The organism is Polynucleobacter asymbioticus (assembly GCF_018687575.1).
GTDB classification, from domain to species: Bacteria; Pseudomonadota; Gammaproteobacteria; order Burkholderiales; family Burkholderiaceae; genus Polynucleobacter; species Polynucleobacter asymbioticus_C.
This window is the reverse complement of record NZ_CP061297.1, coordinates 351,382-367,454: the sequence shown is the minus strand read 5'-3', so window position 1 is coordinate 367,454 and position 16,073 is coordinate 351,382. Positions and strand designations below refer to the sequence as shown.

12 protein-coding genes are annotated in these 16,073 nt (G+C 46.0%); 5 read left to right on the top strand and 7 right to left on the bottom strand.

Annotation, left to right across the window (positions count from 1 at the left end; all coding sequences use genetic code 11):
• Nucleotides 1–21: 21 nt before the first annotated feature.
• Both ahpC and ahpF read left to right on the top strand, forming a co-directional pair.
• Nucleotides 22–585: an alkyl hydroperoxide reductase subunit C gene (ahpC, locus tag AOC19_RS01975; RefSeq protein ID WP_215377148.1), complete on the top strand. Its 564-nt coding sequence runs from the start codon at nt 22–24 to the stop codon at nt 583–585.
• 120 nt (nt 586–705) lie between these two features.
• Nucleotides 706–2,250 (top strand): alkyl hydroperoxide reductase subunit F, encoded by a 1,545-nt coding sequence (gene ahpF, locus AOC19_RS01970; protein ID WP_215377146.1) that lies wholly within the window; start codon nt 706–708, stop codon nt 2,248–2,250.
• Nucleotides 2,251–2,326: 76 nt separating this feature from the next.
• Here the strand turns inward: ahpF and AOC19_RS01965 are convergent, their stop codons facing one another.
• Complete coding sequence (locus tag AOC19_RS01965) at nt 2,327–5,236, bottom strand: FAD-binding and (Fe-S)-binding domain-containing protein (RefSeq protein ID WP_215377144.1); 2,910 nt, start codon at nt 5,234–5,236, stop codon at nt 2,327–2,329.
• Nucleotides 5,237–5,400: 164 nt separating this feature from the next.
• Between AOC19_RS01965 and AOC19_RS01960 the strand changes: the two genes are divergently transcribed.
• Entirely contained in the window at nt 5,401–6,120 is a 720-nt protein-coding gene (locus AOC19_RS01960) for a haloacid dehalogenase type II (RefSeq protein ID WP_251368059.1), read from the top strand.
• Here AOC19_RS01960 and AOC19_RS01955 read toward each other — a convergent pair.
• The 6 genes from AOC19_RS01955 to AOC19_RS01930 form a co-directional block, all read right to left on the bottom strand.
• Complete coding sequence (locus AOC19_RS01955; protein ID WP_435367685.1) at nt 6,117–6,506, bottom strand: VOC family protein; 390 nt, start codon at nt 6,504–6,506, stop codon at nt 6,117–6,119. The two genes, AOC19_RS01960 and AOC19_RS01955, sit on opposite strands and share 4 nt — an antisense overlap.
• Nucleotides 6,507–6,589: 83 nt before the next feature.
• Complete coding sequence (locus AOC19_RS01950; RefSeq protein ID WP_215377139.1) at nt 6,590–6,913, bottom strand: P-II family nitrogen regulator; 324 nt, start codon at nt 6,911–6,913, stop codon at nt 6,590–6,592.
• Entirely contained in the window at nt 6,910–10,005 is a 3,096-nt protein-coding gene (locus AOC19_RS01945) for an efflux RND transporter permease subunit (protein WP_215377137.1), read from the bottom strand. The genes AOC19_RS01950 and AOC19_RS01945 overlap by 4 nt, the downstream gene beginning before the upstream one ends.
• Before the next feature lie 5 nt (nt 10,006–10,010).
• Nucleotides 10,011–11,357: an efflux RND transporter periplasmic adaptor subunit gene (locus AOC19_RS01940; RefSeq protein WP_215377135.1), complete on the bottom strand. Its 1,347-nt coding sequence runs from the start codon at nt 11,355–11,357 to the stop codon at nt 10,011–10,013.
• Nucleotides 11,354–12,619 carry a TolC family protein gene (locus AOC19_RS01935; protein ID WP_215377133.1) on the bottom strand — a complete coding sequence of 422 codons (1,266 nt, stop codon included), beginning with the start codon at nt 12,617–12,619 and terminating at the stop codon, nt 11,354–11,356. Before AOC19_RS01935 ends, AOC19_RS01940 begins: the two co-directional genes overlap by 4 nt.
• A gap of 771 nt (nt 12,620–13,390) precedes the next feature.
• Nucleotides 13,391–14,077: a TerC family protein gene (locus AOC19_RS01930; RefSeq protein WP_215377131.1), complete on the bottom strand. Its 687-nt coding sequence runs from the start codon at nt 14,075–14,077 to the stop codon at nt 13,391–13,393.
• Between the two features lie 124 nt (nt 14,078–14,201).
• Between AOC19_RS01930 and AOC19_RS01925 the strand changes: the two genes are divergently transcribed.
• The gene (locus tag AOC19_RS01925) at nt 14,202–15,074 is read left to right on the top strand and encodes a LysR family transcriptional regulator (RefSeq protein ID WP_353055745.1); all 873 of its coding nucleotides are present in this window, start codon (nt 14,202–14,204) and stop codon (nt 15,072–15,074) included.
• A 3-nt stretch (nt 15,075–15,077) separates the two neighbouring features.
• Nucleotides 15,078–16,046 carry a sodium-dependent bicarbonate transport family permease gene (locus tag AOC19_RS01920; RefSeq protein ID WP_215377129.1) on the top strand — a complete coding sequence of 323 codons (969 nt, stop codon included), beginning with the start codon at nt 15,078–15,080 and terminating at the stop codon, nt 16,044–16,046.
• The last annotated feature ends 27 nt before the right edge of the window (nt 16,047–16,073 follow it).

Genomic DNA, 16,073 nt, shown 5'->3' with positions numbered 1-16,073 from the left:
CATTTTTTACAGGAGAACCCTATGTCTTTAATCAACACGCCAGTAATCCCATTCAAAACCCAAGCTTTCCACAATGGCAAGTTTGTGACTGTTTCCGATGAGTCCCTCAAAGGCAAATGGTCTGTATTGATTTTCATGCCAGCAGCTTTCACATTCAACTGCCCAACAGAAATTGAAGATGCAGCTGATAACTATGCTGAGTTCCAAAAGATGGGTGCAGAGGTATACATCATTACTACCGATACACATTTCTCACACAAAGTATGGCACGAGACTTCACCTGCAGTAGGTAAAGCAAAGTTCCCATTGGTTGGCGATCCAACACACACATTGACACGTGGTTTTGATGTGCATATTGATGAAGAAGGTCTTGCATTGCGCGGTACATTCATCATCAATCCAGAAGGCGTGATCAAAACAGCTGAAATCCACTCAAACGAAATCGCTCGCGATATCTCTGAGACATTGCGTAAGCTCAAGGCTGCTCAATACACAGCTGCTCACCCAGGTGAAGTTTGCCCAGCTAAGTGGAAAGAAGGCGCAGCAACATTGACTCCATCTTTAGACCTCGTAGGCAAGATCTAATAGTTCAAGTCAGCATTTAGTAGTAATCAATAGACTCTCTTCGGAGAGTCTATTGGGCAGGATGATTAATAGCAGCCCTGCCCAATAGACTCATCAAGATTTAATACCAAGGAACACACCATGTTAGATAGCAATATCAAGGCTCAACTTAAGACCTATTTCGAAAAAATTGAGAGCCCGATTGTTTTAGAGGCTACTTTGGACAACAGCACTCAGTCAGCTCAGATGTTGGAGCTCTTAAATGAGGTTGCCGAGCAATCTGCCAAGATCACAGTAAAAACTTCTGGTAGCAGCAAAAATATTCCTAGCTTTACTGTAAGCAAAGTGGATGAGGTTGCCCGCATTGCCTTCTCAGGCCTGCCAATGGGTCATGAGATGACTTCCTTTATCTTGGCCATTTTGCAAACTAGTGGTTATCCACCAAAAGTAGAGCAAGATGTGATCGACAGCATTAAGGGCTTGGAAGGTAAGAAGCGCTTTCAGACTTTCATTTCATTGTCATGCCATAACTGCCCTGACGTTGTACAGGCTTTGAACCTCATGGCTGCCCTGAACCCCAATATTGAACACGAAATGATCGATGGCGCCCTCTTCCAGGGTTTGGTAGATCAATACCAGATCATGGCTGTGCCTACCGTCATTCTGAATGGCGAAGTGTTTGGTCAAGGCCGTATGAGCGTTGAAGAAATTGCCGCCAAACTCGATACCAATTCTTCAGCACGTGATGCAGAAAAATTGAACGCTAAAGAGGCCTATGATTCCTTGATCATTGGCGGCGGTCCAGCGGGCGCTTCAGCAGCGATCTACTCTGCTCGTAAAGGCATTAGAACTGGTGTGGTAGCTCAGAAATTTGGCGGTCAGGTTGCCGATACCGTTGGCATTGAAAACTTCATCTCCGTCAAAGAAACTGAAGGTCCTAAGTTAGTCATGGCTCTCGAGCAGCACGTGAAGGAATATGAAGTCGATTTAATGAATCTACAAACCGCTAAGAGCTTAAGCAAGACTGGTGATGAAATTAAGATCACACTAGAAAATGGCGCTGTTTTAAAAAGTAAGACCGTTATTTTGAGTACAGGCGCACGCTGGCGTGAAATGAATGTACCAGGCGAGCAAGAGTACCGCGGTAAAGGCGTGGCCTACTGCCCACACTGTGACGGCCCTCTGTACAAAGGTAAGCGCGTAGCGGTGATTGGCGGTGGAAACTCTGGAGTTGAGGCCGCAATTGATTTAGCAGGAATTGTGAGCCACGTTACTTTGGTTGAATTCGATACCAAACTACGTGCCGATGCGGTCTTGCAAAAGAAATTGAATAGCATGCCGAATGTCACCATCATTACGAATGCTTTAAGTAAAGAGGTTTTGGGCGCAGATGGCAAGGTAACCACCTTGAGATATGAAGATCGCGCTAATCAGCAGATGCATGACATAGCACTGGAGGGCATCTTTGTTCAAATTGGCTTGCTCCCCAATACTGATTGGCTCAAAGGCGTGATTGACTTATCCCCTCGCGGTGAAGTGATCATTGATCAGAAAGGCGAGACATCGATGCCTGGTGTATTTGCTGCAGGTGACTGCACTACCGTGCCTTACAAGCAAATCATCATCGCGATGGGTGAAGGCGCTAAAGCATCACTCTCTGCCTTTGATTACTTGATTCGCTCATAAGATCTAAAAGCAGTCTTTGGATTGAAAAAGCCCCGATCTCTCGGGGCTTTTTCTTTTCCAGCTATCAGGTTCTGCCTTACACCTTTTCCGCTTGGGCTTGATGCGCCATCTGCAGCAACTCTGCCAAATGCTTTACCTTGCGCCCAGTCTCTTGTTCAATCTGCTCTCTGCAGCTAAAGCCATTGGTAAGAATGATGGTGTCTTGATCAGCAGACCGGACAGCGGGTAGCAATACCAACTCGCCAACCGCCTTGGATATCTCAACATGTTCTGGATTAAATCCAAATGAACCTGCCATGCCACAGCAACCACTATCAATGTAATTCGCTTTGGCACCCAAGGCCGCCAATAAGGCCACATCACCTTTGGTGCCAAACAAAGACTTTTGGTGGCAGTGCGAGTGAACCAGGATATTGCGGTCTAAAGGAGGCGGCGTATAGCCCTGCTCATGCAAGAAATCACCCAGCAAATAGGTGCTGGATGCCAAGAGTTTCGCCCTTGGATCATTCGGGAAGAACTTGAGTAACTCATCTTTAAATACCGACATACAGCCTGGCTCAAGACCTACAACTGCGATCGGTGCATCCGGGTTTGCTTGAATTTCACTTCCGATTGCATCCAAAATCTTCTCGAGCTTTTGCTTGGCAAGATCTAGGTAGCCAAAGTCGTACAAAGGACGACCGCAGCATAGCGGCGTCTTCGGTAATGTTGCTTCAAAGCCAGCGTGTGCCAGCACCTCAACCGCTGCATTCGCAACCTCAGGATGAAAATGCTCACAGAAGGTATCTACCCAGAGGATCACTTTCTTGTGACCAATACTTACACCCTGAGATTGCTTAAACTGCTTTCTAAAAGAATGGCTGGCAAACTTAGGCAGACTGCGCTCTTGCGCTACACCACCAATCCATTTAGCAAGACTGGAAATCACTGGCGTCTGCATGACCCCGTTCACGAGCCAAGAAAACTTGCTAGCCAGAGGAGCCCAATCACCAATGCGACCCATTGTCAGTGCCTGACGAGGTCTGCTATTGGTCTCATGATAGTGAGACAAGAACTCCGCCTTATAGGAGGCCATATCCACGTGGGCAGGACAGTCGCTCTTACACCCCTTACAGGATAAGCAAGTATCCAGAGCCTCTTTAAGCTCCTTGCTTTCCCAACCATCTTTAATCACTTCGCCCTGAAGCATCTCCCAGAAAAGACGTGAACGTCCGCGGGTAGAGAAGCGCTCCTCTTTCGTAGCGCGATAGCTTGGACACATGGTGCCGACTTTTTCGCTACGGCACTTACCCATGCCAACACAACGCTCTACTGCCCTCTGAAATCCATTACCTTCTTGGCTTAAGAAATTGAGGCGCGTCTTCATATTGACGACTTTGTACTCTGGGCCCATGCGAAGGTTTTCATCTACGCGATAGGGGTGAACTACTTTTCCTGGATTGAGTTTGTTTTGTGGATCCCAAATGCGCTTGAACTCATGCATTGCACCCATCAACTCTTCACCGAACATAATGGGGAGGAATTCTGCTCGGGCTTGACCGTCACCGTGCTCACCTGTGAGTGAACCGCCAAACTCCACAACCAAAGTTGCGGCATCCCGAATAAAAGATCTGAATTTGGCAACACCTTCTACAGAGCGCAAATTAAAGGTGATACGTGCATGAATACATCCATCACCAAAGTGTCCATAAAGCGAAGTCTCATACTCGTATGAGTCTACTAAGGCTTGGAAGGCACGTAGATACTCGCCTAAGCGTGCGGGATCAACCGCAGCATCTTCCCATCCAACAACCGGATCAGGCGAATTTGGATCGATAGATAAATGGGTAGCAGATGCCCCATTCTCACGAATCGACCAAATACGCTTTTGGATTGATGGGTCCGGCACCAGCCATGTTGAAGGCTGTGGACCTTTCGTTCTCGCCTTGAAATACTCCTGGGCTTTTTCAGCTTGAGCTATTGCGCCTTCAAGGGTGTCATCGCCAAACTCCACCACCACCCAAGCATTGCCAGGGGGGAGTAAATCGATTTCCGCTTTTGCTAGATTGCGTTGCTGCAAGCCACGAATGATTTTGTAATCCAAGCCCTCGATCGCAATGGGATTAAAAGATTGATATTCCGGAACAGCATCGCCCGCTAAATAAATATCATCAAAGCCCAACACCAACACGACACGCTTGGCAGGACTCTTCACCAATCGCACTTTCGCAGCCAAGGTGAGAGCACAGGTGCCTTCAGTACCCACGAGAGCACGGGCGACGTTAAAGCCATTCTCTGGCAATAACTGATCTAAGTTGTAACCAGAAACACGACGCTTAATATTTGGGAAGCGTGCCCGAATTAAATCCGCATAGCGATCACGTAAGTTGAGTAAGTCTTGATAGATCTGACCTTGACGACCACCAGCAGCAATAATCTCTTGCAACTCTTGATCGGATGTTGGCCCAACCCAAAAGCGCTCGCCATCATAGGTCAGAATCTCTAATGCTTCGGTGTTTTCAAGTGTCTTGCCCGCCATGACTGAGTGGGCACCACAAGAGTTATTAGCAACCATACCGCCTAAAGTGCAACGGCTATGCGTAGAAGGATCTGGCGCAAAAGTGAGGCCATGGAGTTCAGCAGCATCACGTAAGGAGTCGCAAATTACACCTGGCTCAACAGTTGCATTGCCAGCAACTGGATCTAAGGCAAGAATATGGTTGCAATACTTGGAGATATCAAACACCACAGCGTTATTGACTGTTTGACCATTCATGGAAGTACCAGCACCACGCATCAAGACTGGGGCCTTATTGCGATGACAAATCTCAATACCTTTTACAAATTCTTCAGTATTTTTAGGGGTCACAACCCCAATCGGAATTTGACGGTAATTAGAGGCCTCTGAGGCGTAAACAGCCTGATGGGCTGTATCAAAATGAACAGAGCTTCCAAGAGCTGCTGTTAGCTCAACATTCAGTTTTTCCCACTGAGAAATACCGCCCATAATCGTGTCCCTTATTCGTTCTAGCGCCCTTTTTGGGTCTCTGCCATTCTAGCAATTCTTTGCAATGTATGAGTTGTATGACCTCAGCTCAAACTTGAACCCTGACGAAGTAACAAGCTGAATGATTTCCAGCAAAATTTTTCAAGCTCATGAATAATCTACCCATGAATATAAAACCAAAAGTTCTCGCATTTGATGTGTTTGGCACTGTAGTGGACTGGCATGGCTCCATAGCTGCTGAGGTCACTCGATTAGGGCTTCAGGCTGATCCTGATGCTTTCGCTACAGCTTGGCGGCAAGGCTATAGGCCGGCTATGGCTCGGGTGCGCTCCGGAGAGCTGCCCTGGACCAAGATTGATGATCTCCACCGCATGATCCTGAATGATGTACTCAAGACCTTCCAAATCAACAGTTTGTCTGAGGCTCAAATACAGAACCTCAACCTCGTTTGGCATCGACTCCAGCCTTGGTCAGAAGCGGTTGAAGGTTTACATCAGCTCAAGAGTCAATTCACCATTGTGACTCTCTCGAATGGCAATTTGGGCTTATTGGCCAACATGGCTAAAAATGCTGGATTGCCTTGGGACCTCATTTTGTCGGCTGAGGTTTTCCGACATTACAAACCAGACCCTGAAACTTACTTGGGGGTGGCAGAGACCTTTAATCTATCTCCTGAAGAAGTCATGCTAGTTGCGGCACACAAGGATGATCTTGAAGCCGCCCATGCCTGTGGATTGCAAACTGCTTTTATTGAGCGCCCGCAAGAGTTTGGTAAAAATCATGTGAGAGATGATCTACATGTAGAGCAATTTACCAATTACCACGCGAAAGACTTTGTGGATCTTGCGCGCCAGCTAAGCGCACTCGATCCAGTTCAAGGCTAGACGTATTCAGCAACCTCTACGAGGTTATTGTCTGGGTCACGCAAGTAAACCGAACGAATCGGACCAAGCGCACCTCTTCTAGGTACAGGGCCGACATCAATAGCAACGCCTTGCTTCTGAAGATGCGCAATAAAGTCATCTAAAGGGATTGCTGCAATCAAGCAAAAGTCTCCCGAACCAATTGTGGGGACTTTGGCTTTTGTAGGTGTCTCCGTATCTTTATCTTGAAGATTAATTTTTAATTGCCCAAAACGCAAAGAGTATCGTGGTTGACCTTCGGGCCCAGTAAAAAACTCTCGCTCGAAACCCAAGGCCATTTCATACCACTGTGTAGTGCGCTCAATATCTGTAACAGTCAGGACAATATGATCAATGCGATCGATAATATTTTTCAAATTAGTCTCCAAGATGAGTGGCAATCATTTAGAAAATTGCTCAAATCATCATACCGAATAATTTACGGACTTGCCTAGACTGAGGTCTTAGAGATAAAGAAGGCCTTCGGCACTTCTGTACACCAAACTACCCCATCCCCCACTTGACCCGTTTGGCAAATAGTCACAATCCGATCCATAAAAACTGGTGCAATCTCGTCGTTGCAAACGATTTCAACTTTCACTTTTGCAGAATAATCAGTCAGCTCTTCTTTAATATTAAATTTACTAGTACGGTTCGGGGCACTACAGCCCTCAACCTTGGTGACTGTCATACCCGGAAACCCCGGGGTCTCCAGTAATGCCGTTCTTAAGGCGGCTAATTTATTAGGGCGAATAACCGCCTTTACTTCCATCATGCTTCCACCTCTTTATCTTCGAACCATCTGTATAGGACAGGCAGTACTAGTAATGTTAATGCAGTTGATGTGATGAGGCCAGCGATTACTACTGCAGCCAAAGGCCTTGTAACCTCGGATCCTGGACCACCTGAAAATAGCATGGGCACCAACGCCAGCATCGCGACTGAGGCAGTCATCATGACCGGCCTAAAGCGATGGCCACATCCATGTAGCAAGGCATCTTCCATAGAGTAGCCCTCTTCGCGTAATTGCTTAATAAAGGAGATCAAGACCACGCCGTTCAGAACAGCGATACCCCATAAGTTGATAAATCCTACTGCAGCAGGTACGGATAAATATTCACCAGCCAAGAATAGACCGACCACACCACCAATAGAAGCGAAAGGCAGCACCAAAATAATCAAGCCTGCTAATCGGATGGACTTAAACAGCATGAAGAGTAGGAAGAAGATTGCCAAAATGGTTAACGGAATAATGATCATTAAACGAGCCATCGCACGTTCCATGTTTTCAAACTGGCCGCCCCACTCCAAGGTATACCCTTCTGGCAACTCAACCTGTTTAGCAATCAAGTCTTGCGCTTCCTTTACAAAGCCACCCAAATCTCGACCATCGACGTTGACGCCAACAACCAAACGACGTTTACCTGCCTCGCGAGAAATTTGTGCTGGACCGTCTACTAAGGAAATATCCGCTAAGTCCCGCATTAATACTTGAGCACCATCCGGTGAATGCAAAATGATATTGGCGATAGCATCCACATTATCTCGATAGGGAGCGGGATAGCGCAACATCAGCGGGAAACGCCTCTCCCCTTCGTAAACAATGCTAGCCTGCTTGCCACCAATCGCCGTTTCAATTACTTCATTAACATCCGATACATTAATTCCATAACGAGCAATAGCATCTCGATCAATTTTGATGTTGAGATAGTTTTGTCCAGATACTTGCTCAATTCGCAAGTCATTACTACCTTTCATCTTCGTTAAGATTTGACTGATTTGCGCTCCTAGCTTTTTCAAGATCAACAAATCATCGCCAAAAATCTTAATCGCTACTTGCGACCTCACGCCCGAAACCATCTCATCGACGCGCGCAGCAATCGGCTGTGAAATCGCTAATTCAATACCAGGAAGCGTTTTTAACTTATCGCGAATTTCCTGAGCAATCTCTTCTTGACTTAATTTGCGATCACTTAAAGCCTTTAAGGTCACGATTGGGTCAGACTCATTAGGCTGACCTGGATCAGCAGGAGACTCACCTCTACCCAAGCGCGAGACCGCCATCTTGACATCAGGAATAGTCATAATTCTTTTGATAGCCTCAAACTCGAGCTTAATTGACTCATCCAAAGAAATATTCGGCGCGCGCACAATCACAGGGGTGATTGAGCCCTCTTGCATCACTGGAATAAATGCTTTACCCAAGAGCACAAAGCCGACCAAACTCGCCGCTAATGCCATCAAGGATCTCTTCACGACCAGCTTCGGATTAGCAAGACTCCAATGCAGCCAACGATCATATGGCGCACGAAGACGGGCAACTAGCTTCGTGTCATCCTCACTACCACCCTTCAAAATATAAGAGCACAGTGCCGGAGACAAGGTAAAGGATAGGATCAGAGAAATAGTTAAAGCAATTGCAATAGTGATGGCCATAGGGGCAAACATCTTGCCCTCCATCCCTTCCAGAGAGAGTAGTGGCATAAATACCAAGATGATGATGCCCACACCAAACAAGACCGGAGTACCTACTTCAGAGGCAGCTTCCAAAATAATCCGGTTCTTCGATTCACCCATCTTTAATCGCTCGCCTAACTTAGCGAAAGTATTCTCCACAACTACTACCGAGCCATCCACCATGATGCCAATCGCAATTGCAAGGCCGCCTAATGACATCAAGTTAGCGGAGATGCCGTAACGATTCATCACCAAGAATGTCAGTAGTGGCGTCAAAATTAATGTAGCCACCACAATCAAGGAAGAGCGCACATCCCCCAGGAATAAGAAGAGCAAAATAATGACCAAGATAACTCCCTCGACCAATACTTTCGCCACATTAAACATGGCCGCATTGACCAAGTCTGTACGATCATAGAATGGCACGATCTGCAGGCCATCAGGGAGTAATTTTGCTTCGTTAATTTCAGCTACTTTTAATTTAATACGGTTTACTACCTCACGCGCATTACCGCCACGAATCATCTGAATAATGCCTGCCACACTCTCCGTATAGCCATTTTTGATCGCTGCACCTTGACGTATCTCACTACCGATGGTGACTTCCGCTACGTTCTTCACGTACACCGGAATACCTTTGACCTCTTTCAGAATAATTTTGCCAATATCTTCCGGCTTAGTAATCAATCCCACACCACGAATCAGATATCGCTCGGCGTAAGTGGGTAGCTGTCCACCACCGGAATTAGCATTATTTCTGGCGAGTGCTTCATACACCTCACGCAAACTGACTTGATAGTGACGTAAGCGCTCTGGATTCACTAAGACCTGATACTCACGCGCATATCCACCTTGAGTATTAATTTCAGCCACTCCAGGTATGGAGCGCAACATCGGACGCACAATCCAGTCTTGAATAGTCCGACGCTCTTCAAGCTGATCTACAGTGAGCTCTTTATCTCCATCAGAAGGGTGATCTAAGGTGTATTGATAGATTTCACCTAAACCGGTTGAAGGTGGAGCTAAAACAGGCGTAATTCCAATGGGCATTCTGGAAGACACTTCAATCAGACGCTCAGTAACCAACTGTCTTGCTAAATAGAGCTCTGTCTTATCCGTAAATACCAAGGTAATCACAGAGAGTCCATTGCGATTGAGAGATCGCATCTCGGTAAGGCCCGGTAAACCAGTCATCGCCAATTCAATAGGGACCGTGACAAAGCGCTCTACCTCTTCTGGAGAGCGACCCGGGGCTTCAGATGCAATTTGTACCTGCACATTGGTGACATCTGGAAATGCATCCACTGACAGACGCTTAGTTGCCAGCAGGCCTGCCACCATTAATACCAAAGCAATGATGGTGACTAAGAGTCGCTGCTGCAGGGAAAGACGGACAATTTTCTCAATCATGCAGCTTATCCACCACTCAACTGTCTTTTACGTTCAGAATTCAAATGGAAGGCGCCATTGACTGCAATATTTTGACCCTCCTTGAGACCTGAGATCACTGGACGATATCCCTTACCTTCAGGGCCAAGCTTCACGGCCATCATGCGGTAGGTTTCATCATCCTCTTTCACAAAAACATAATCATTATTGTCTTCACGAATGATGGCGCTAGTAGGCACTAGTAGTTTTTCTGTTGGCTGGCTCTCGATCATCATCGTTGCTAACATTCCAGGCTTAATCAAGCCGTCTTTATTGGGCACTTCCATCCGTACCACTACAGTTCGAGTTTGTGGGTTAACGATCGAGTCAACGTGGGCAACAACACCTTGGATCTCGGCATTACGCAGGGCGGGAATAATCAAATTCACATTCTGCCCCTTATGAATTAAATAAGAGTTACTTTCTGGAATCTCAGATACGGCCCATAAGGTATTCAAGTCAGCCACCGTAAAGAGAGCATCGGCAGGCTGAACTACCTGACCTTTATTAATCTTTCTCTCTACAATTTCACCGGGGATGCTGGCGATCACATTGTTGGTAGATTCAATTACACCGGACTTTGCTAAGCGATCGATACTGGGCTGATCCATGCCCTGAACACGCAATTGATCATTTGCCGCACGATACTCCGCCTTGGCACTACTGGCCTCAGCCTCTCGCTTTTGCAACTCAGCCAAAGCAATCACATCTTCTTTATACAAAATCCTAGCGCGATTAGCAGCCTGGTCAGCCAATTGACTTGCACTCTTAGCCTTCAAAAACGAGAGCTGGGATTGCGTTAGTTCAGTAGAAGTAATTTTGGCCAAAATATCGCCCTGCTTCACCTTTTGGCCCGGAACGGCAAGGATATCGGATACGCGACCGGTCACGTTCGCGCCGATACGAGATAAAAACATCTCATTAAAATCTACCCGACCTGAAGCACGCAATTCTTCAACAAATGAGCCGGTATAAACCTCTCCATCCGTAATCATGTTGCGCAGATCATCATTCACAATCACCACATTGGGGTCTTGTACAGACTTAATAGTCGGGCTGCGATCAAAGACGTTGAAGTAATTCAGGATGATCAGAAATAGACAAAACCAAGGAAGGTAAAAAAGTCCTTTTTGCGTCCAAGGGGGAGTCTTATCGTATTGCTGGGCTACCCGAGGTAGGTGGGTACTAAACCACTCATGGGTCAGCACATACAAATCATTTTGAGCTTTAATAACAGCGGCAACCCACTCCTGCACATAGACTTTTGCAATTGCCATATAGCGGGAGTACAACTCCTTGGACTTCGTCATCATTTCCGTGAACTCTTGCTTCATTGCTTTCCACTCTCAATTTTTGCAATCCACTCTGGGGTTGCTCTTAAACGCTGAATCTCAGTAACAACTGAAGCTAAATCAAAGCGGGCCTTGATCAAGTCATTACGAGCTACTCTAAATGTTCTTTGTGCATCCAAATACTCGAGCATGCCGCGCTCACCATAACGATAAGAAACTTCAGCAATCCGACGCGCACTCGATGCCAACTGAACGACATCTTGATCCAGAATTTTTACTTGATAGCTAGTCATCTGGTAGAGCTTGTATGCCGTCTCTAACTGCTGCTCAAGACTCTGACTTTGCGCATTCAATTGATTCTTAGCCTTAGATGCATTCGCCTCTGCTTCCGCAATCTGACCACCCTTGAAGTCCCAAATCGGAATACTCACCACCAAGCCATACAGGCGATCAGTGAAGTTAGGGTCGTTGTATTGCTGCGCCTTAATAGATAGTTTTGGTAAACGAGAATTCTGCTCAAAGCTCAGCTTGGATTCGGTAGCCTCAACTTCCGCCTTCGCTCGCTGTAACTCAGGGCTTTGTGCATGTAACTCACTGAGTAAGATTGGTAAGGCAGGTAAAGGCTCCATTTTGAGGGGCTGCGAGACAACCTCATAGTCTGCCGGTAAATTATGGCCAACTACTTGTCTCAGTTGACCCTTAGCCTGCTCCACCCTCAGCTTGCTAGATTCAGTATTGATTTGCGCATTCAAAAATTCGGTTTGTGCGCGAATCAATTCAAATCGAGCAGTCTCACCAACGTCATAGCGAATTTGCATGCGATCACGAATTTGCTTGGTCAACCCCAAATCTTCTTCAGCAGCTTTTAATTCCGCTTCACGACGCATCAATTCATAAAAGCGTTGTTGCACCCTAGAAATCATTTCGATTTCAAAAGCAATCCGAGTTGCCTCTGCAGATCGCAAATTAGCCTCAGCAGCATTGACGCGTGGGTAGCGGGTATACGGCATGTCTAGAGGTTGGGTCACTGACCACGATGACACATTACCTGTAGTCAAGGGACCACTGACCGATCTTTGCTGTCCCGTGTTTAACTCAAACTCAGGATTTGGAATTGCACGAGCGGAAGAGAGTTGCCCTTTAACCGCCTTAGATTGATCGCGCGCAGCTAAAACTTGCGGGCTTGACTCCAGCGCAATTCCAATGAGTTCATTGAGCGTCAGTGGCTTTTGAACTTTTGCACTAACTCCGCCTGCAAAGAAGATGCAGATAGTAAGTGTGGACAGAGTTTTTAAGAAGTTCATTGCAACAATTTTAGAGAAAAAATACGTTCTTTGATTATCCAGCCCAATGTGAGCTGAAAGGCGAGAAATTCCCCAAACTAGGGATTTGGGTACGATTTTAGGAAGTCGGATCAACGATTGGGGCTTTATATTCAAACTATAACCATTTATAAAAATTTAAATGGTCTTGCCTTGATGTTTAATCACCCATATACCGGGCCAAAAGGCCGAATTGACGATATATAGGACTCAGATGACTGAGCAGGCTACTCCCCACATGTACAAGTTTAATTAGATCATATATAGACGTTTTTAGAGAATCGCCCATATTGCTGACTTTTATGAAGCGCCTTCTGAACCAGCTTATATATTCTCTTCAGACACATCTCCAGAGCAGTCCGCCTATCTCTTGCAGTCATACTCACCTCGATTTGCCGATGATCAAATGTCTCTAGACTAATCTGGCAGCTTTGATTGCAAGCTGTCTTACCAGGTGCAGCGGCCGAATATCGAATTTTAATTTTCCGCACCATCCATAAAAGTCGTTTGAGGGAAAACTTAACCCTGTTCTCTGTAAAGACTTTAAATTCTGGTTCAACCCCTTCTTTAGCTTCCAAAATCAGATTCATCCATATCTCCCTTGTTCAACACAAGCTCAGAATAGATTACATTTTATTCCTAATAAAGATGAATAAAATTGACTTTAATTCAGTTTTTACCTGAGTATTGAGAATTAATAAAAATGCCCTCAATACGAGGGCAAAAGAGAACTAGCTTATTAGGCTGTTGAGTCTAAGGCGATGCTGTTTCTACTGCACGTTTACTGGCTAGGTATCCACCAATTAAGACGCCAGCTACAACTGCCACTTGAATCACGTATTCCAAAGCTGGGTTCTGTGATGAAAGCCAATCTTTGGACATCGGCTCCGAAATGATCATCTTTGCAGCCGTCCATGCCAGCACTCCAGCGCCCAAGTAAATGACTGAAGGGAAGCGCTCAACCAGCTTGAGTATTTGTGTAGAGCCCCAGATAACAATCGGAATACTAATCAATAATCCGAGCACAACGAGCACATAACTGCCGTGTGAAGCGCCGGCCACCGCGAGCACATTGTCCAAACCCATAATGGCATCTGCAATCACAATCGTTTTCATGGCACCCCAGAAGGTAGTAGAGGCTTGGCCATGCTCATCCTGATCTTGGCTGGGGCTTAATAAACGATAAGCAATCCAAACCAAGAGCAAGCCGCCTACCAGCATCAACCCTGGAATCTTCAGTAGATACACTACTAAGAGAGTCATGGCGCTTCTGACTGCAATAGCACCGATAGCACCCCATAAGATCGCTTTTTTCTGAAGATGTGCCGGGAGGTTGCGCGCAGCCATTGCAATCACAATTGCGTTGTCTCCTGCAAGCACCAAGTCAATCACAATGATTGCTAACAATGCCGAGAAGAATTCCGGGCTAAATAATTCCAATTTCGTCTCCTAATGGATTACCCATGAATTCCATGGGTTTCAATAGGGGTAATTTAGGCCGATTTGCACTTAACAAAAAGCAGAGATATATTGATAATAATTTCGTAAAAAACTGACAATCAAAATGCTCTATAGCTACCGTCATTTGTATTACTTTTGGGTTGTAGCCAAGGAAGGCAGCATGTCTAAGGCAGCTGAGCGCCTTAACATTGCAATTCAAACCATTAGCGCCCAAGTGCATGAATTAGAAAAGTCGCTTGGCTATTTACTATTTAAACCCGCTGGCCGAGGGATCGCCCTGACTGAATCAGGCTTTGCAGCCCTAGCCATTGCCGATCAAATTTTTCTTTTGGGAGAGAGGCTCCCAGAGGCGGTGCGGGAAGCAGCAAGCTCTCCCAAAACAAAAATTACAGTAGGCGTATCTGATGGCTTACCAAAGCTAGTCACCAAGCAGTTACTAGAGCCCATTCTAGAAAAAAATGATGTCCAGCTCATTGCGCATGAAGGGGAATTTGAGGATCTGTTGGCTGATTTAGCCCTACATAGATTAGATATTGTGCTGGCTGACAGGCCTGCCCCCATTAATAAAAATCTTCATGTCTACAGCGAAGAGCTCATGAAGTCATCGATTGCCTGGTTTGGCCCCAAGAAGTTGCTCAAGCAATCTAAAAAAGCTTTTCCTGCCTGCCTGAATGATCTTCCCATCCTATTGCCAACCTCCCACTCAAAAGTTCGACATTTAATTGACCAATGGTTCGATCAAAATGGCATCAAACCCAATATTGCTGGAGAGTTTGAGGACAGCGCCCTACTAAAAACTTTTGCAGCCAGTGGTCTTGGCGTATTTCCTGCTGGAGAGAGCATCAAAAAGGATTTAAAAGAGACCTACCATATTGAACTGATTGGTAAGTGCGAAGACATCTTCGAATATTTTTACGCGATTCGCTCTGAGAAGAAAATTCAGCATCCGTTAGTAGAAGCAATTATTAGGCGCTAAGTTATGGCAAGTTTTTTAGATCCCGCAATTCTATTTTTTATCTTTGGCGCATTTGCTGGCGCCATTAAATCGAACTTAGAAATTCCGCAACCGATAGCTCGGTTTCTATCGCTCTATCTATTAATGGCCTTAGGCCTAAAGGGCGGTTTTGCCTTACATAAATCCGGCTTTACTGCAGAAATTGCTCTATCACTTGGGCTTGCAGTCTTTCTTGCTGTCCTCATCCCGATCATTGGCTATTACATCCTCAGAACTAAACTCAATGCATTTGATGCCGCAGCAGTTGCCGCAACTTACGGGTCTGTTAGTGCGGTTACATTCATCACAGCAACCCAATACTTAAACCAATTCGATATTAGCTATGGCGGTCACATGGCAGCGGCGATGGCGCTCATGGAGTCTCCAGCGATCATCTTGGCAATTGTGCTGGCAAACAAAGCTCGGGTTGCACATGCAGCTCAACACCAAATCAAGGCTGAGCAAACTGGCATCTCCAAAATACTGCATGAATCCTTCACCGATGGCGCTCAACTATTGCTGCTAGGTTCGATGGTAGTTGGTTTGGTCAGCGGGGATGCCGGCCAAAAATTAATGGCGCCATTCTCAATAGATCTCTTTAAAGGGATGCTCGCATTTTTTCTGCTGGACATGGGTCTCATGGCAGCTCGAAATATTAAAGGCCTAAGAGGCAAGCCACCCATCACCCTTCTCTATGCAATTGCCTCGCCGCTCTCACATGCTCTGATCGCATTAGCATTCTGTAAACTGCTTGGCTTGCCACTGGGTAATACCATTTTGCTGATGGTGTTGGCATCTAGCGCCTCTTATATTGCGGTACCAGCAGTTCTACGACATGCATTGCCTGAAGTAAATCCAGCGCTCTATATGGGAATGTCCTTAGGAATCACCTTCCCATTCAATATTATTTTAGGCATTCCGCTTTATGCCATGATTGCAAAACTGGTTGTTTAGTGAGGATATGAACTCTATTTAGAGATA